General features: G+C 65.4%; 9 protein-coding genes and 4 rRNA genes. 3 read left to right on the plus strand and 10 right to left on the minus strand.

The features are described 5' to 3' along the window. Window positions 1-87 precede the first annotated feature (87 nt). From OHA89_RS17980 to OHA89_RS18015, 8 genes are all read right to left on the minus strand, one after another. Window positions 88-1,612, minus strand: a 16S ribosomal RNA gene (locus OHA89_RS17980). Between the two features lie 290 nt (window positions 1,613-1,902). Beyond that, on the minus strand, window positions 1,903-2,880 hold the full coding sequence (locus OHA89_RS17985) for a transposase (RefSeq protein WP_406366623.1): 978 nt from the start codon (window positions 2,878-2,880) through the stop codon (window positions 1,903-1,905). 29 nt (window positions 2,881-2,909) lie between these two features. After that, window positions 2,910-3,179, minus strand: a complete 270-nt coding sequence (locus tag OHA89_RS17990) for a hypothetical protein (RefSeq protein ID WP_257555198.1) — start codon at window positions 3,177-3,179, stop codon at window positions 2,910-2,912. Between the two features lie 17 nt (window positions 3,180-3,196). Further along, complete coding sequence (locus OHA89_RS17995; protein WP_406366624.1) at window positions 3,197-3,553, minus strand: hypothetical protein; 357 nt, start codon at window positions 3,551-3,553, stop codon at window positions 3,197-3,199. A 119-nt stretch (window positions 3,554-3,672) separates the two neighbouring features. Beyond that, a 5S ribosomal RNA gene (gene rrf, locus OHA89_RS18000) occupies window positions 3,673-3,789 on the minus strand. Window positions 3,790-3,866: 77 nt separating this feature from the next. Next, window positions 3,867-6,989 (minus strand): 23S ribosomal RNA (locus OHA89_RS18005). 283 nt (window positions 6,990-7,272) lie between these two features. Further along, a 16S ribosomal RNA gene (locus OHA89_RS18010) occupies window positions 7,273-8,797 on the minus strand. The 16S, 23S and 5S rRNA genes sit together here, the layout of an rRNA operon. 561 nt (window positions 8,798-9,358) lie before the next feature. Continuing rightward, entirely contained in the window at window positions 9,359-9,895 is a 537-nt protein-coding gene (locus OHA89_RS18015; protein WP_030292304.1) for a MarR family winged helix-turn-helix transcriptional regulator, read from the minus strand. 133 nt (window positions 9,896-10,028) lie between these two features. Here OHA89_RS18015 and OHA89_RS18020 point away from each other — a divergent pair, with 133 nt between their 5' ends. Further along, window positions 10,029-11,342, plus strand: a complete 1,314-nt coding sequence (locus OHA89_RS18020) for an MFS transporter (RefSeq protein ID WP_406366626.1) — start codon at window positions 10,029-10,031, stop codon at window positions 11,340-11,342. Between the two features lie 79 nt (window positions 11,343-11,421). Here OHA89_RS18020 and OHA89_RS18025 read toward each other — a convergent pair whose 3' ends face one another. Both OHA89_RS18025 and OHA89_RS18030 read right to left on the minus strand, forming a co-directional pair. Beyond that, a complete protein-coding gene (locus tag OHA89_RS18025; protein ID WP_406368526.1) occupies window positions 11,422-13,230 on the minus strand; it encodes a SpoIIE family protein phosphatase in 1,809 nt (602 codons plus the stop codon). 135 nt (window positions 13,231-13,365) lie between these two features. Beyond that, entirely contained in the window at window positions 13,366-14,784 is a 1,419-nt protein-coding gene (locus tag OHA89_RS18030) for an NAD(P)/FAD-dependent oxidoreductase (protein WP_215146361.1), read from the minus strand. 340 nt (window positions 14,785-15,124) lie between these two features. Here OHA89_RS18030 and OHA89_RS18035 point away from each other — a divergent pair, with 340 nt between their 5' ends. Next, on the plus strand, window positions 15,125-15,901 hold the full coding sequence (locus tag OHA89_RS18035) for a TetR/AcrR family transcriptional regulator (protein WP_266608674.1): 777 nt from the start codon (window positions 15,125-15,127) through the stop codon (window positions 15,899-15,901). A 177-nt stretch (window positions 15,902-16,078) separates the two neighbouring features. Then, window positions 16,079-18,112: a sigma-70 family RNA polymerase sigma factor gene (locus OHA89_RS18040; protein WP_406366627.1), complete on the plus strand. Its 2,034-nt coding sequence runs from the start codon at window positions 16,079-16,081 to the stop codon at window positions 18,110-18,112. Window positions 18,113-18,144 lie beyond the last annotated feature (32 nt).

Here is an 18,144-nt window from a genome sequence, read left to right on the forward strand (position 1 = left end):
TTTCAGAAACCGTGCCAAATAATCAACGTTCCACCCATGAGCTGACCGTGCAGAACATTTGTCTGCAATCGGTACTGTGCTCCTTAGAAAGGAGGTGATCCAGCCGCACCTTCCGGTACGGCTACCTTGTTACGACTTCGTCCCAATCGCCAGTCCCACCTTCGACAGCTCCCTCCCTTACGGGTTGGGCCACCGGCTTCGGGTGTTACCGACTTTCGTGACGTGACGGGCGGTGTGTACAAGGCCCGGGAACGTATTCACCGCAGCAATGCTGATCTGCGATTACTAGCGACTCCGACTTCATGGGGTCGAGTTGCAGACCCCAATCCGAACTGAGACCGGCTTTTTGAGATTCGCTCCACCTCACGGTATCGCAGCTCATTGTACCGGCCATTGTAGCACGTGTGCAGCCCAAGACATAAGGGGCATGATGACTTGACGTCGTCCCCACCTTCCTCCGAGTTGACCCCGGCGGTCTCCTGTGAGTCCCCATCACCCCGAAGGGCATGCTGGCAACACAGGACAAGGGTTGCGCTCGTTGCGGGACTTAACCCAACATCTCACGACACGAGCTGACGACAGCCATGCACCACCTGTATACCGACCACAAGGGGGGCACTATCTCTAATGCTTTCCGGTATATGTCAAGCCTTGGTAAGGTTCTTCGCGTTGCGTCGAATTAAGCCACATGCTCCGCCGCTTGTGCGGGCCCCCGTCAATTCCTTTGAGTTTTAGCCTTGCGGCCGTACTCCCCAGGCGGGGAACTTAATGCGTTAGCTGCGGCACCGACGACGTGGAATGTCGCCAACACCTAGTTCCCAACGTTTACGGCGTGGACTACCAGGGTATCTAATCCTGTTCGCTCCCCACGCTTTCGCTCCTCAGCGTCAGTAATGGCCCAGAGATCCGCCTTCGCCACCGGTGTTCCTCCTGATATCTGCGCATTTCACCGCTACACCAGGAATTCCGATCTCCCCTACCACACTCTAGCTAGCCCGTATCGAATGCAGACCCGAGGTTAAGCCTCGGGCTTTCACATCCGACGTGACAAGCCGCCTACGAGCTCTTTACGCCCAATAATTCCGGACAACGCTTGCGCCCTACGTATTACCGCGGCTGCTGGCACGTAGTTAGCCGGCGCTTCTTCTGCAGGTACCGTCACTTTCGCTTCTTCCCTGCTGAAAGAGGTTTACAACCCGAAGGCCGTCATCCCTCACGCGGCGTCGCTGCATCAGGCTTTCGCCCATTGTGCAATATTCCCCACTGCTGCCTCCCGTAGGAGTCTGGGCCGTGTCTCAGTCCCAGTGTGGCCGGTCGCCCTCTCAGGCCGGCTACCCGTCGTCGCCTTGGTGGGCCATTACCCCACCAACAAGCTGATAGGCCGCGGGCTCATCCTTCACCGCCGGAGCTTTCAACCCCTGCCCATGCAGGCAGGAGTGGTATCCGGTATTAGACCCCGTTTCCAGGGCTTGTCCCAGAGTGAAGGGCAGATTGCCCACGTGTTACTCACCCGTTCGCCACTAATCCACCCCGAAGGGCTTCATCGTTCGACTTGCATGTGTTAAGCACGCCGCCAGCGTTCGTCCTGAGCCAGGATCAAACTCTCCATGAATGTTTACCCGTAATCGGGTGCACACATCACGTAGAGCGGGCCAGTCATGGTCGGAATAAGACCGACTGACCACTGCGTCCTCGCTGTGTAATTGCCTGCAAGCACCCCGAAACGGAGCCTCACAGGTCTTTTTCAAAGGAACCTCATCCACCGAAGTGGACGGGGTATCAACTTTTGGCGTTGATTTTTGGCACGCTGTTGAGTTCTCAAGGAACGGACGCTTCCTTTGTACTCACCCTCTCGGGCTTTCCTCCGGGCTTTCGTTCTGTGTTCTTGCGTTTCCGACTCTATCAGACTCTTTCGGGCCCGATTTCCTCGGCGCTTTCCAGGTTCTGCGCTTTCGCGCTTTCCCTTTCCGGCGGTTCCGACTCTATCAGAAGATTTCCACCGGATTTACCGGCTTCGATTCCCGAATGAAGAGTCGAGTCCCCGCGCCGAATTGCATTCCTTGCGGGGTGGTGCTGCCGAGCGTGTCCAGCTCCAGGCAACTGCTCAACCCTACAACCGTGCCCAGGAGGTGTCAAAACCGGGCCGGGCCACTGGTCGGCGAGGTCGAGTGGTCCATCGTGTGTGTCGCCTCGACGAGCATGCGGGGGCCCACCAGCACGCCGCCGGCACCCGAAAAGGAGCCCCTGGACTGGTGAGGCACTCCCGGCAGACGGTGGCCGAAGAGATGTCGAAGAGCGGGGCCACGATGCGGGCGACGCCGTGACCGGCGGTTCGGTGTATCCGCTCTTCTTCCCCGAGTCGTGCGGCACCGGCGCGAGCCCGGCGAAGGCGGTCGGCCGGTCCGCGGTCCTGAAGAAGGTGAGGTCGCTGCCGACCTCTGCGAGGAAGTCGGCTTCGACTGCCGTCGTCGCGAGCTCCTCTGAGCTGCGGACGCCTCGGGCACGGAGCCAGCGGGTCAGCCGGGCGGTGCCCATGCGACGGATCGCGGCCGGGCTCTGGTAGCCGTCGAGGAGGACAAGTGGGCCGGTGCCGGTGAGAACGAGAGCGCGTTCCAGGGCGGGGAACATCGCACCCGGCATCCGGCTCCGTACTCTCGCCGAGGTCATCGACCATCTCGGAGCCATCGGCAGACCTGGATCACCGACGGCACCGAGATCCGGGTCCGCAGGCCCCGCCCCGGCCGCAAGGACCGGGGGAGGTTCATCTCCGGCAAGGACAAGCAGAACGCAGAACGCCGTCAGAGCCGTGGTCGTCATGCACAGCGCCGCAGGCTCCGTTCTGCGGTCCAGCCCAGCCTGCGAGCGGGGCCGGCACGGCATCGCGCATCTCTAGAACTGGCAAGCCTCGGTCAGAGGTTGACCCGCTTCAGGTACACGCGGCTGCGGTGCGGGATGGTCTGGTACCAGACCATCAGGTGCTCGTCCTCGTACGTACGCAGCCTCATGGGATTGGGGTCCTCGTAGAGGCTGCCGTCCTTGGGGTCGATCGACATCGCCGCCAGGTCGACCAGGCCGTCCATGACGGCACCGACGAGGTTCTGCTGTTCCGCCGGCATGTCGCCGAGTACCCACAGTCGGCTGGGGTCGCACTCCCATGCCCAGCCAGTGTCGTTCTCCACGCCTTCGCCCCGCGGAGTCACTGGCCGATCTCGCGCTGGGCGTCGGCCAGGATGCGGCTGCTGGTCTCCATCGCGGCCCGGAACTCCTCTTCCGTGGCCGCCGGATCTCCCGCGACACGTTCCGCCTCGTGCAGCGCGGCCACGCGGGCCGGCCAGCGGTGGATCGCCACGTGGGTGGCCCACTTGATCAGGAAGAACCGCAGCGGGTTGATGGCGCCGGTCTCGGCGGCGCGGTCGAACGCCTCGTTGCATTCCTTGTCGAGGACGGCCAGGTTGGCCATGTCGATCCGACGCACGGCGTCCCGCAGGGCTTCCCGGGTCATGGCCGGCTGAGGAATGAGCGGCCCGCCGTCTTCCAACTGCTGTGCTGTCATCACGTCCTCCAGGGGAACGCGGCCAGGATACCCAGCCGAACCCGTCGTTCTGGTGGTGAACGCAGAAAAGCCCCGCACCGAACCCGTAAGGGTTTGGTGCGGGGCTTCCCGCAATGATTGTTCGGCGGCGTCCTACTCTCCCACAGGGTCCCCCCTGCAGTACCATCGGCGCTGAAAGGCTTAGCTTCCGGGTTCGGAATGTAACCGGGCGTTTCCCTAACGCTATGACCACCGAAACACTATGAAATTTGAACGCTGGCTATGGACACAGCTGTTCGTTATTTCAGAACTAACACAGTGGACGCGAGCAACTGAGGACAAGCCCTCGGCCTATTAGTACCAGTCAGCTTCACCCGTTACCGGGCTTCCACATCTGGCCTATCAACCCAGTCGTCTACTGGGAGCCTTACCCTCTCAAGGAGGTGGGAATACTCATCTTGAAGCAGGCTTCCCGCTTAGATGCTTTCAGCGGTTATCCCTCCCGAACGTAGCCAACCAGCCATGCCCTTGGCAGGACAACTGGCACACCAGAGGTTCGTCCGTCCCGGTCCTCTCGTACTAGGGACAGCCCTTCTCAATATTCCTACGCGCACAGCGGATAGGGACCGAACTGTCTCACGACGTTCTAAACCCAGCTCGCGTACCGCTTTAATGGGCGAACAGCCCAACCCTTGGGACCGACTCCAGCCCCAGGATGCGACGAGCCGACATCGAGGTGCCAAACCATCCCGTCGATATGGACTCTTGGGGAAGATCAGCCTGTTATCCCCGGGGTACCTTTTATCCGTTGAGCGACGGCGCTTCCACAAGCCACCGCCGGATCACTAGTCCCGACTTTCGTCCCTGCTCGACCCGTCGGTCTCACAGTCAAGCTCCCTTGTGCACTTACACTCAACACCTGATTGCCAACCAGGCTGAGGGAACCTTTGGGCGCCTCCGTTACCCTTTGGGAGGCAACCGCCCCAGTTAAACTACCCATCAGACACTGTCCCTGATCCGGATCACGGACCGAGGTTAGACATCCAGCACGACCAGAGTGGTATTTCAACGGCGACTCCACCCCAACTGGCGTTGGGGTTTCAAAGTCTCCCACCTATCCTACACAAGCCGAACCGAACACCAATATCAAACTATAGTAAAGGTCCCGGGGTCTTTCCGTCCTGCTGCGCGAAACGAGCATCTTTACTCGTAGTGCAATTTCACCGGGCCTATGGTTGAGACAGTCGAGAAGTCGTTACGCCATTCGTGCAGGTCGGAACTTACCCGACAAGGAATTTCGCTACCTTAGGATGGTTATAGTTACCACCGCCGTTTACTGGCGCTTAAGTTCTCAGCTTCGCACGCCCGAAAGCGCACTAACCGGTCCCCTTAACGTTCCAGCACCGGGCAGGCGTCAGTCCGTATACATCGCCTTACGGCTTCGCACGGACCTGTGTTTTTAGTAAACAGTCGCTTCTCGCTGGTCTCTGCGGCCACCCCCAGCTCACGGAGTAAATCCGATCACCAGTGATGGCCCCCCTTCTCCCGAAGTTACGGGGGCATTTTGCCGAGTTCCTTAACCATAGTTCACCCGAACGCCTCGGTATTCTCTACCTGACCACCTGAGTCGGTTTAGGGTACGGGCCGCCATGAAACTCGCTAGAGGCTTTTCTCGACAGCATAGGATCATCCACTTCACCACAATCGGCTCGGCATCAGGTCTCAGCCTTAATGAGGGACGGATTTGCCTACCCCTCGGCCTACACCCTTACCCCGGGACTACCACCGCCCGGGCTGGACTACCTTCCTGCGTCACCCCATCGCTTACCTACTACAAGTCTGGTTCGTCGGCTCCACCACTTTCCTTTCCCCGAAGGGTCCGGAACGGCTTCACGGACTTAGCATCGCCTGATTCGATATTGGGCGTTTCAAAGCGGGTACCGGAATATCAACCGGTTGTCCATCGACTACGCCTGTCGGCCTCGCCTTAGGTCCCGACTTACCCTGGGCAGATCAGCTTGACCCAGGAACCCTTAGTCAATCGGCGCACACGTTTCTCACGTGTGTATCGCTACTCATGCCTGCATTCTCACTCGTGAACCGTCCACAACTAGCTTCCGCTGCTGCTTCACCCGGCACACGACGCTCCCCTACCCATCACAGCGGGCGTTGGCCCTATTGCTGCAATGACACGACTTCGGCGGTACGCTTGAGCCCCGCTACATTGTCGGCGCGGAATCACTTGACCAGTGAGCTATTACGCACTCTTTCAAGGGTGGCTGCTTCTAAGCCAACCTCCTGGTTGTCTCTGCGACTCCACATCCTTTCCCACTTAGCGTACGCTTAGGGGCCTTAGTCGATGCTCTGGGCTGTTTCCCTCTCGACCATGGAGCTTATCCCCCACAGTCTCACTGCCGTGCTCTCACTTACCGGCATTCGGAGTTTGGCTAAGGTCAGTAACCCGGTAGGGCCCATCGCCTATCCAGTGCTCTACCTCCGGCAAGAAACACACGACGCTGCACCTAAATGCATTTCGGGGAGAACCAGCTATCACGGAGTTTGATTGGCCTTTCACCCCTAACCACAGGTCATCCCCCAGGTTTTCAACCCTGGTGGGTTCGGTCCTCCACGAAGTCTTACCTCCGCTTCAACCTGCCCATGGCTAGATCACTCCGCTTCGGGTCTAGAGCGTGCAACTCAATCGCCCTATTCGGACTCGCTTTCGCTACGGCTTCCCCACACGGGTTAACCTCGCTACACACCGCTAACTCGCAGGCTCATTCTTCAAAAGGCACGCAGTCACGACCCATTGGGTAAACCCAATGAGCGACGCTCCCACGGCTTGTAGGCACACGGTTTCAGGTACTATTTCACTCCGCTCCCGCGGTACTTTTCACCATTCCCTCACGGTACTATCCGCTATCGGTCACCAGGGAATATTTAGGCTTAGCGGGTGGTCCCGCCAGATTCACACGGGATTTCTCGGGCCCCGTGCTACTTGGGAGATTCTTAAGCAAGCCGCTGATGTTTCGTCTACGGGGGTCTTACCCTCTACGCCGGACCTTTCGCATGTCCTTCGACTACATCAACGGTTTCTGACTCGCCGACCGGCCGGCAGACCGATCAAAAGAATTCCCACAACCCCGCATGCGCAACCCCTGCCGGGTATCACACGCATACGGTTTGGCCTCATCCGGTTTCGCTCGCCACTACTCCCGGAATCACGGTTGTTTTCTCTTCCTGCGGGTACTGAGATGTTTCACTTCCCCGCGTTCCCTCCACATGCCCTATGTGTTCAGGCATGGGTGACAGCCCATGACGACTGCCGGGTTTCCCCATTCGGACACCCCCGGATCAAAGCTCAGTTGGCAGCTCCCCGGGGCCTATCGCGGCCTCTCACGTCCTTCATCGGTTCCTGGTGCCAAGGCATCCACCGTGCGCCCTTAAAAACTTGGCCACAGATGCTCGCGTCCACTGTGTAGTTCTCAAACAACGACCAGCCACCCATCACCCCACCAGACAAGCTAGTGAGTTCACTGGGGCCGGCACTGAAGACATGACCTCACGGCCGTACCTTCAGGACCCAACAACGTGCCAGACACGATCCCGTCCACTGTCACTGTTTTCCACGCCGAAGCAGTACTCACAGGAAGTTTCAGAAACCGTGCCAAATAATCAACGTTCCACCCATGAGCTGACCGTGCAGAACATTTGTCTGCAATCGGTACTGTGCTCCTTAGAAAGGAGGTGATCCAGCCGCACCTTCCGGTACGGCTACCTTGTTACGACTTCGTCCCAATCGCCAGTCCCACCTTCGACAGCTCCCTCCCTTACGGGTTGGGCCACCGGCTTCGGGTGTTACCGACTTTCGTGACGTGACGGGCGGTGTGTACAAGGCCCGGGAACGTATTCACCGCAGCAATGCTGATCTGCGATTACTAGCGACTCCGACTTCATGGGGTCGAGTTGCAGACCCCAATCCGAACTGAGACCGGCTTTTTGAGATTCGCTCCACCTCACGGTATCGCAGCTCATTGTACCGGCCATTGTAGCACGTGTGCAGCCCAAGACATAAGGGGCATGATGACTTGACGTCGTCCCCACCTTCCTCCGAGTTGACCCCGGCGGTCTCCTGTGAGTCCCCATCACCCCGAAGGGCATGCTGGCAACACAGGACAAGGGTTGCGCTCGTTGCGGGACTTAACCCAACATCTCACGACACGAGCTGACGACAGCCATGCACCACCTGTATACCGACCACAAGGGGGGCACTATCTCTAATGCTTTCCGGTATATGTCAAGCCTTGGTAAGGTTCTTCGCGTTGCGTCGAATTAAGCCACATGCTCCGCCGCTTGTGCGGGCCCCCGTCAATTCCTTTGAGTTTTAGCCTTGCGGCCGTACTCCCCAGGCGGGGAACTTAATGCGTTAGCTGCGGCACCGACGACGTGGAATGTCGCCAACACCTAGTTCCCAACGTTTACGGCGTGGACTACCAGGGTATCTAATCCTGTTCGCTCCCCACGCTTTCGCTCCTCAGCGTCAGTAATGGCCCAGAGATCCGCCTTCGCCACCGGTGTTCCTCCTGATATCTGCGCATTTCACCGCTACACCAGGAATTCCGATCTCCCCTACCACACTCTAGCTAGCCCGTATCGAATGCAGACCCGAGGTTAAGCCTCGGGCTTTCACATCCGACGTGACAAGCCGCCTACGAGCTCTTTACGCCCAATAATTCCGGACAACGCTTGCGCCCTACGTATTACCGCGGCTGCTGGCACGTAGTTAGCCGGCGCTTCTTCTGCAGGTACCGTCACTTTCGCTTCTTCCCTGCTGAAAGAGGTTTACAACCCGAAGGCCGTCATCCCTCACGCGGCGTCGCTGCATCAGGCTTTCGCCCATTGTGCAATATTCCCCACTGCTGCCTCCCGTAGGAGTCTGGGCCGTGTCTCAGTCCCAGTGTGGCCGGTCGCCCTCTCAGGCCGGCTACCCGTCGTCGCCTTGGTGGGCCATTACCCCACCAACAAGCTGATAGGCCGCGGGCTCATCCTTCACCGCCGGAGCTTTCAACCCCTGCCCATGCAGGCAGGAGTGGTATCCGGTATTAGACCCCGTTTCCAGGGCTTGTCCCAGAGTGAAGGGCAGATTGCCCACGTGTTACTCACCCGTTCGCCACTAATCCACCCCGAAGGGCTTCATCGTTCGACTTGCATGTGTTAAGCACGCCGCCAGCGTTCGTCCTGAGCCAGGATCAAACTCTCCATGAATGTTTACCCGTAATCGGGTGCACACATCACGTAGAGCGGGCCAGTCATGGTCGGAATAAGACCGACTGACCACTGCGTCCTCGCTGTGTAATTGCCTGCAAGCACCCCGAAACGGAGCCTCACAGGTCTTTTTCAAAGGAACCTCATCCACCGAAGTGGACGGGGTATCAACTTTTGGCGTTGATTTTTGGCACGCTGTTGAGTTCTCAAGGAACGGACGCTTCCTTTGTACTCACCCTCTCGGGCTTTCCTCCGGGCTTTCGTTCTGTGTTCTTGCGTTTCCGACTCTATCAGACTCTTTCGGGCCTGACCCCCAGTCAGCGGGGTTTGTCTTCCGGGCTGTTGGGCCCTTCCGACTCCCGAACTCTAGTGGATTTCCCCGGCGATTCATAATCGGCCTTCGGAAATGAATTCGGGCATGCCGAATTCGTTCCCGGTGGGGGATCTTGCTGAGTTGGGTGCCGCAACGAGGCGGCTGGAGGTGTTGTCGCCGAAACCTTCCGGCTCTGGGACAACTCGAAGAACCTTACGGACCCGCGAAGGCTGTGTCAACCCTGGTGGTCAGCTGGGTGACTGGAGGTCTTCCACGCGGTCCAGCAGCCGGGTGAGCATGTCGCCGAGCACCCCGCGCTCCGCGGTGGAGAGGTCCTGGAGGAGGTCCTCCTCGAAGACCGTGGCCGCGCGCATCGCGTCCAGCCACTTGCTGCGGCCCTCGTCGGTGAGCTCCACGATCACGCGGACCCGGTTGGACTCGTCGCGCTCGCGCGTGACCAGTCCTTCCGCCGTCATGCGGTCGATCCGGTGGGTCATCGCCGCCGGCGTGAGGCCCAGCTGCTTCGCGAGTTCGCTCGGGCCCATCCGGTACGGGGCTCCCGAGATGACGAGGGCCTTGAGGACCTCCCACTCGGCGTTGCTGATGCCCAGGGCCGCGGTCTGGCGTCCGTACGCGACGTTCATGCGGCGGTTCAGGCGGCTGAGGGCCGAGACCACCTTCTCGACCTGGGGGTCGAGGTCCTGGAACTCGCGCTGGTAGACGGCGATCTGCTCATCGAGGCTCGGTTCGTGGACGGGCGCAGTGCCGTCGGGGGTGTCACCCATGGATCGAAGTATGGCACGAGCCCGTTGGCATCTAACTCCTTCGATGTGTAGAGTTAAGGATCGAAGTTTAGGTATGAAGTTCTGAAGTCTTCAGTCTTCGGCTCTCAAAGGCAGGTGAGAAGTGACCAGGGTGATGGGCGCTGCGATGCGGCGGATCCAGGCCGGGAACGCGCTGACCGCGTTCGGCATCGGCTTCACGGTTCCGTTCCTCTACATCTATGTGGCGCAGGTGCGAGGTCTGGGTTCCATGGCCGCCACGAGCGCGTTCGTGGCGTTCGCCCTGGGCGCCCTCGTCGCGCTGCCCCTCACCGGCCGGGTCATCGACCGACGCGGTCCCGTACCCGTGGTGATGGGCGCCGCGGTCACCGCCTCGGTGGGCGCGATGTCGCTGGGGCTCTCCACCGGCCTGGTGCCGATCCTGCTGTCCGCCCTGGCGCTCGGCGCCGGGCAGGCCGTGATGCAGCCGGCTCTCGCCACGATGATCGTGTGGTGCTCCACGCCGTCCACCCGGACGCGTGCCTTCGCCCTCCAGTTCTTCATGCAGAACCTGGGTCTGGGCATCGGCGGTCTCATCGGCGGGCAGATCGTCGACGAGACCCGGCCCGGCAGCTTCACCCTGCTGTTCGGCATCGAGGCCGTGATGTTCCTCGTGCTGGCCGGCGTCATCCTCACCGTGAAGATGCCGCACGCGCCGGTCATCAAGGACGCCACGCCGAAGGACCCGGCGCAGGCGGGCGGCAGTGCCTGGAAGCGGTTGCTCCAGCACCAGGCCATGGTCAAGCTGCTCGTGCTCGGCTTCGTGATCTTCTTCGCCTGCTACGGGCAGTTCGAGTCGGGTCTGGCCGCCTTCGGGACCGAGGCCGCCGGGATCTCCCCCTCCACCCTCGGCTTCGCGCTGGCCGCCAACACCGGTGCGATCGTCGTCGCTCAGTTCGTGGTGCTCGGGCTCGTCGAGAAGCGGCGTCGGTCCCGGGTGATCGCGCTGGTCGGGCTGATCTGGACCGTGGCGTGGGTCATCGCCGGGTTCTCGGGGCTGGGGCACGGCAGCGCCATGATGGCCGCCGCCGCGTTCATCACCACGTACGCGCTCTTCGGCATCGGCGAGGCCATGCTGTCGCCGACGCTGGCGCCGCTGGTGGCGGATCTGGCTCCGGAGGGCTCCGTGGGCCAGTACAACTCCGCCTTCGCGCTGGTCAAACAGATGGCGCTGGCGCTGGGGCCGCTCGGTGTGCCGCTCGGTGCGGGGGTTCCGATGCTCTACATCGGGACCTTCATCGCCGTTTCGCTCGGGATCGCCTGGCTGGCGCTGCGGCTCGGCAAGCAGCTGACGCCGGCGCAGGACAACCCGTCGCTGTCCAGGGTCGTGGCGCAAGGTGGTCCGGCGGCTCCGGCCGGTCCGGAGGGCCCGGCCGTCGTGGCCAAGGCCGCTGACCCCGTGCACGCGTAAGCGCCCGTACCCGTAGAAGAAGGCGGAAGGCCCCGGTCCGGTGGACCGGGGCCTTCGGCTTGTCCGGCTGTTTGTCCCGCTACTTGTCTGCCTGCTTGTCCGGCAGCGCGAACTCGCACCAGACGGCCTTGCCGCCGCCCGGGGTGCGGCGGGTGCCCCAGGACGAGGCGATGGTGGCGACGATCGAGATGCCGCGGCCGGTCTCGTCGGCCGGTTCGGCGCGGCGGCGGCGCGGGAGGTGGTCGTCCCCGTCGGTGACCTCGATGATCAGGCGGCGGTCGGTGCGGCGCAGCCGGAGGCGCATGGGCGGGGTGCCGTGCTGGAGGGAGTTCGCGACGAGCTCGCTCGCGGCCAGGACTCCGAGGTCGCACAGCTCCACGGGGAAGCGCCAGGAAGTGAGGACTCCCTGGGCGAAAGCGCGGGCGCGGGGGGCGGCCTCGATGCCGCCGAGGAGTTCCAGGGCGGCGTTGTGGAAGAGCTCGGCGTCCGCGCCGGTGCGGGCGGGCTGCTGGAGGACCATCACGGCGACGTCGTCGTCGTGGTCGGCGTCGACTCCGAGGGCGCGCATCAGGCGGTCGCAGATGACGGCCGGGGTGCCCTGCGCGCCGGAGAGGGCGCGTTCGAGGGCGGCGACGCCTTCGTCGATGTCCTCGCCGCGGCGTTCGACCAGGCCGTCGGTGTAGAGGACGGCGGTGGAGCCGGGGCCCAGGGCGATGGTGCCGGAGGTGTGGAGCCAGCCGCCGGTGCCGAGCGGCGGGCCGGTGGGGTCGGCGGCTCTGCGTACGGTGCCGTCCTCGTCGCGGACCAGGATCGGGAGGTGGCCGGCGGAGGCGTAGGCGAGCAGGCCCTCATTGGGGTCGTGGACGGCGTAGACGCAGGTGGCGATCTGGCTGGCGTCGATTTCGGCGGCGAGGCCGTCGAGGAGCTGGAGCACCTCGTGCGGGGGCAGGTCGAGGCGGGCGTACGCGCGGACGGCGGTGCGCAGCTGGCCCATGACGGCGGCGGCGCGGACCCCGCGGCCCATGACGTCGCCGATGACGAGGGCGGTGCGGCCGGCGCCGAGGGTGATGACGTCGTACCAGTCGCCGCCGACGGCTGCCTCGGTGCCGCCGGGCTGGTAGGTGGCGGCGACGCGCAGGTCGTCGGGCTGTTCGAGCTCCTGCGGGAGGAGGGAGCGCTGGAGGGTGACGGCGGCTTCGCGCTGGCGGCGCTCGCTGGCGCGGAGGCGTTCGACGGCCTCGGCGTGGTCGGTGACGTCGGCGAGGTGGATCAGGACCCCGGTGTGGTGGGGATCCTGATCGCCGCGGGTGCTGGTCTTGGGGAACTCCACCGGGGTGCAGGTGACGGTGTACGAGTGGGTGCCGCCCGGTGTGGTGCGGTTCTTGGCGGTACGGGGCTTGCCGCTGCGCTGGACCTGGTCGAGGAGCGGGAGGAGGCCGAGCTCGCCGAGTTCGGGGAGGGCCTCGTGCGCGGGGGCGCCCGGGGTGCGGGTGCCGAAGCCGGCCGTGTAGGCGTCATTGACGTAGGCGACGCGGTGCTCGGAGCCGTGGACGAGGGCGACCAGGGCGGGGAGCCGGCCGAGGACCTCGCGTACGGAGAGCTCGTCGGGGGAGGGCGGCGGGGCCGTCGCGGGGTGGACACCGGTCCGCGGGGCGGGGGCGATGGCCGGGGTGGTGCCGGAGCCGCTGCCGGTGCCGGAGACCGTGGGGTCGGCCGGGCAGCCGTCGGCGGCGGGCGTGGACCGCTCGGTTCCGGGGTCGGCGCGGCCGCCGCGGGCTGCCGGGACCGAGCCTTCACCCCGCTTGGCCTGGGCGGCGGCGTGTTCGGACCGGGCGGCTGCGCGGCGCTGCGTTCCGGGAAACCGGGCGCTCCAGCGCGTGAAGTTCACTGCGTTCAAGCCTCGTGGTGTCGCAAGTGGTCGCTGTGTCGCTCGTGGTGAGTCGCTGACTGGACGTTGTCACTCTGTGCAGGTGTGAGCCCACCTATGGTCACACGTCCAGTGTGGCCGACCGCACTGACAACGTCAGCCCTGGCTGTCCTGCGGGGGGTTGGGAGCCGGGTTCGGCGGGGGTTCCTTGGGTCCGCCTCCTGCGGCGAGTTCGAATTCTGCCCTGGGGTGTTCGAGTGAGCCTAGGGAGACGATCTCCCGCTTGAAAAGACCGGAGAGGGTCCATTCCGCGAGGACGCGCATCTTGCGGTTGAAGGTGGGGACGCGGCTGAGGTGGTAGGCGCGGTGCATGAACCAGGCGGGGTAGCCCTTGATCTTGCGGCCGTAGATGTGCGCGACGCCCTTGTGGAGACCGAGGGAGGCGACGGAACCGGCGTACTTGTGCGCGTACTCCGTGAGGACCTCGTCGCGCAGGGCGGCGATGAGGTTGTCGGCGAGGACCTTGGCCTGGCGCAGCGCGTGCTGGGCGTTGGGGGCGCATTCGCGGCCGGGCTCGGGGGCCGTGATGTCGGGGACGGCCGCGGCGTCGCCGGCGGCCCAGGCGTGCTCCACCCCCTCGACGGTGAGGAAGGCGGTGCAGGCCAGGCGGCCGCGCTCGTTCTTGGGGAGATCGGAGGCGTTGAGGATCGGGTGGGGTTTGACGCCGGCGGTCCACACGATGGTGCGGGTGGGGAAGCGGGCGCCGTCGCTGAGGACGGCGACGCGGTTCTCGCAGGAGTCGAGCCGGGTCTCCAGGCGGAGGTCGATGTTGCGGCGGCGCAGTTCGCGGATCGTGTAGACGCCCATCTCGGGGCCGACTTCGGGGAGGATCCGGTCGCTGGCCTCGACCAGCACCCATTTCATGTCCTCGGGCTTGATGTTGTGGTAGTACCGCGCGGCGTAGCGGGCCATGTCCTCGAGTTCGCCGAGCGCCTCGACGCCCGCGTAGCCGCCGCCGACGAAGACGAAGGTGAGGGCGGCGTCGCGGAGGGCGGGGTCGCGGGTGGAGGAGGCGATGTCCATCTGTTCGATGACGTGGTTGCGCAGGCCGATGGCCTCTTCGACGGTCTTGAACCCGATGCCGTAGTCGGCGAGTCCCGGGATGGGCAGGGTGCGCGAGATGGAGCCGGGGGCGAGGACGAGTTCGTCGTACTCGATCTCGGTGGCGCCGGTGCCCTCCTCGTCGGTGGCGAGGGTGGTGACGGTGGCGGTGCGCTTGGAGTGGTCGATGCGCCGGGCCTCGCCGATGACGATGCGGCATTTGTCGAGGACGCGGCGGAGCGGGACCACGACGTGGCGGGGCGAGATCGAACCAGCCGCCGCTTCGGGCAGGAAGGGCTGGTAGGTCATGTAGGGCTCGGGGGTGACCACCGTGACCTCGGCTTCGTCGGATCTCAGCTTTCGCTGGAGCCGAAGGGCCGTGTACATGCCGACGTAGCCGCCGCCGACGACCAGGATGCGGGTGCGGGGCGGGGTACCGGGGGCCGCGCCCCGGGAGTTAGCAGCCTTCACCATCCCATGACGCAACGTGGCCGGGAGTTTGTCCACAGGCCCGGCAAATTGTGTGACCGGAGGTGGTGCTGGGGCGGGGTGGAAGCGGACCGTGGATGGGGGTGTAGATCCGCAGGTCAGGGCATGCGGACTGGATGGTTCCGGGAGCACGGAACGGAAAAGTGGGGGTGAATGCTCCGATCGGGCGGTGCTCCGTCCGGGGCTGCCTCTTCTGAATTGACTCTGGCTCAACTATGTTCGTATCTCGTCGAGGAGTAGGACCGGGCCCACTTGACCGTGGCCCCCTCGGCGTGAAGGCGGGGAGTGTCTCCGGGGGGAGACAAATGATTACCGGGGGAAACATATGAACATTTCCGATTTCCATGGCTCTGCGACCGCGCTCTCGGTCGAGAGCAACGGTCGCGGTATCGCGGGCGGCAGCACCACGCACGGTGTGGGCCGGTCCACGCCGCTGCGCGTCGATGCCCAGCGCAATCTGGAGCACGTGCTGCGCGCGGCACGCGAGGTCTTCGGCGAGCTGGGCTACGGGGCTCCGATGGAGGACGTGGCGCGGCGCGCGCGGGTCGGCGTAGGCACGGTGTACCGGCGGTTCCCGAGCAAGGACGTGCTGGTCCGGCGGATAGCCGAGGAAGAGACCGCACGGCTGACCGAGCAGGCCAAGGCCGCGCTGGGCCAGGAGGAGGAGCCGTGGCAGGCGCTGTCGCGCTTCCTTCGCACCTCCGTGGCCTCGGGCGCGGGACGGCTGCTGCCGCCGCAGGTGCTCCGGGTGGGCTCGGCGAGCGAGGACGGCGCCGAGGAGACCGAGGCGGCGCGGGTTCCGCACCAGCGTCAGGCCGTCACGTCCGGCGGGGCTCCCGAGCTGCGCGTCGTGGGCGCCCGGCCCGCGAGCGAGGACGAGCCTTCGGAGGACTCGGGCGCGGGTGCGCTGCTCGAGGTCGTCGGCCGGCTGGTCGACCGTGCCCGGGAGGCCGGTGCGCTGCGCACCGACGTCACGGTGGCCGATGTGCTGCTGGTGATAGCGACGGCAGCGCCCGCGCTGCCCGACCCGGCGCACCAGGCGGCGGCTTCGACACGGCTGCTCGACATCCTGCTCGAAGGGCTGCGGTCCCGGACGATGTGACCACCGCCGGGGGCGGTGTCCGCTCGCACGACCGTGCGTCAATGCACGTGCCCGTACGGGGTTTCGTCGAATTGTGCCCGGATGAGTGGATGGCCTGCGGAAGGGTTCGGCGCGTGGCCGCCGTGTGACACGCTTGATCGGTGTACCGGTTGAGTGTGTCGTGCGGGGGCTTCCGCGATGAACGTTGACGGGCGTGAAGAGCCACTCGGTGGCGCCGGCGGCGAGGTCGGGGCGGGCAGCCTGCCAGCTCGGCAGGTACCCGCGCAGCGCGATCCGGGAGGTCGGCACGCCGCCCCTGCGGGCATCGGTGGTGAGCTGCCACCGTCCGACGGGGACTTGATCGCCCGGATGCGGGGCGGTGACGACGGCGCGTACGAGGAGCTGTTCCGCCGGCACGCCGATTCCGTACGTCGCTACGCGCGGACCTGCTGCCGGGACGGGCACACCGCCGACGATCTGACCGCCGAGGTGTTCGCGCGGACCCTTCAGGCGGTACGGGGCGGGGCCGGGCCGGACCAGTCGGTGCGGGCCTATCTGCTCACCACCGTGCGCCGGGTCGCCGCGGCCTGGACGAAGACCGCCAGGCGGGAGCACCTCATCGAGGACTTCGCCGTCTTCGCGGAGCAGGCGTCCACGGGTACGGAGGGCGGGGCCGGGATGTCCGGCCTGTCCGGGGACGACACCCTCGAACTGGGCGCGGACGTCCGGGCGATGCACGAGGCCGAGCAGTCGCTGGCCATGCAGGCCTTCCGGAGCCTGCCGGAGCGGTGGCAGGCCGTGCTGTGGCACACCACCGTCGAGGAGGCCTCGCCGAGTGCGATCGCGCCGCTGTTCGGGCTGAGCGCCAACGCGACGGCGGTGCTGGCCAGTCGCGCCCGCGAGGGGCTCAAGCAGGCGTATCTGCAGGCGCATGTGAGTTCGGCGCTGAGTGAGGGCGGCGACTGCGCGCGGTACGCGGACCGGCTGGGCGCGTATGCGCGCGGCGGGCTGCGGATGCGGGCGGAGCGGGGGCTGCGCAAGCACTTGGAGGAGTGCGCGAAGTGCCGGCTGGCCGCCGGGGAGCTCAGGGACGTCAACGCGGGCATTCCCGCGCTGCTTCCGGTCGCGGTCATCGGATGGTTCGCCGCCGGGTACGCGGCCAAGGCCGCCGGGGTGGTGGCCGGTGGGGCCGTCGCCGCGGGCGGAGCCGGGGCCGCTGCGGCTGCCACGGCCGGGTCGATGGCCGGGGCCGGAGCCGCCGGTGGGGCGGCCGGTGCGGGTGCCGCCGGTGGAGCGAGTGCTGCGGGTGGGTCAGGAGGTGCCGCCGGCGGGGCTGCCGGTGGGGCCGGGTCGGGTGCCGGGGCCGGGGGCGCCGTGGTGTCCGAGGGGCTGGGGATGCCGGCCAAGGCCGCCATCGCCGCCGGGATCGCGGTCGCGGCCGCCGCCGGGGTGGTGTTCGCGCTGGCCGGGGACGACACCGAGCCTCAGGCCCAGGCGAAGCCCGCCCCCAGCGTGGCGGCGCCGGCGGTGCCGAACGCCCCCGCCTCGCCCGCGCCGAGCCCGCCCGAGGAGGAGCCGCCGCCCGCGCGGGGCTCCGTACCGCCGCGGCCGGAGGCCAAGCCATCGGCGTCGGCCGCGCCGGCTCCCGCCCCGCCGAGCCCCTCGCCTTCTTCCTCGCCGAGCCGGGAGAAGCCGTCGCCCGCCCCGTCTCCGAGCCGGACCTCGGCGAAGCCCAGCCCCGCCCCCACACCGCCCGCGCCGAAGCCGGCCCAGGGGTTCCAGCTGGCCCGGCTCGGTCAGTCGGTCTACGGGGACCACGACGGCCCGGAGATCCAGACCTGGCGCAGCAGCTGGGTGTGGCAGCGCTGGGGCCTGGAGGCGGGAGACCGGCGGTTCGGGCAGGGGATCACCGTGAACTCCCGTTCCTCCGTGGAGATCACCCTCAACCGGCAGTGCACCGCCTTCTCGGCGCACGCCGGGGTGGACGGCCTGTCGATGGTCACCTGGGGGTCCCCCCGGACGGAGTCCGGGGGAGGCTCGGTGCGGTTCTCCGTGTACGCCGACGGGCAACGGCTGTGGCAGTCCGCGGCCCTCGGTTACGGGGATCCGCCGGCGGCCGTGCAGGTCTCACTGGCCGGGCGCAAGACGCTGCGCCTGGTGGCGGAGAAGGCCGGCCCGGGCCACCTGCCCGCGCTGGCGAGCTGGGCCGACTCGGTGATCAGCTGCCGCTGAGCGCCCGGCGTCCGGGGTTCGGGGTTCGGGGT

It is taken from the genome of Streptomyces sp. NBC_01546, from assembly GCF_045208355.1.
Lineage (GTDB): Bacteria > Actinomycetota > Actinomycetes > Streptomycetales > Streptomycetaceae > Streptomyces.

What these genes read in the sequence shown, in the direction of transcription:
- OHA89_RS17985 (WP_406366623.1), bottom strand. Translation starts at nt 2,880, where the DNA reads ATGCCGTGCCGGCCCCGCTCGCAGGCTGGGCTGGACCGCAGAACGGAG.
- OHA89_RS17995 (WP_406366624.1), bottom strand. Translation starts at nt 3,553, where the DNA reads ATGACAGCACAGCAGTTGGAAGACGGCGGGCCGCTCATTCCTCAGCCG.
- OHA89_RS18015 (WP_030292304.1), bottom strand. Translation starts at nt 9,895, where the DNA reads ATGGGTGACACCCCCGACGGCACTGCGCCCGTCCACGAACCGAGCCTC.
- OHA89_RS18020 (WP_406366626.1), top strand. Translation starts at nt 10,029, where the DNA reads ATGGGCGCTGCGATGCGGCGGATCCAGGCCGGGAACGCGCTGACCGCG.
- OHA89_RS18030 (WP_215146361.1), bottom strand. Translation starts at nt 14,784, where the DNA reads ATGGTGAAGGCTGCTAACTCCCGGGGCGCGGCCCCCGGTACCCCGCCC.
- OHA89_RS18035 (WP_266608674.1), top strand. Translation starts at nt 15,125, where the DNA reads ATGAACATTTCCGATTTCCATGGCTCTGCGACCGCGCTCTCGGTCGAG.
- OHA89_RS18040 (WP_406366627.1), top strand. Translation starts at nt 16,079, where the DNA reads ATGAACGTTGACGGGCGTGAAGAGCCACTCGGTGGCGCCGGCGGCGAG.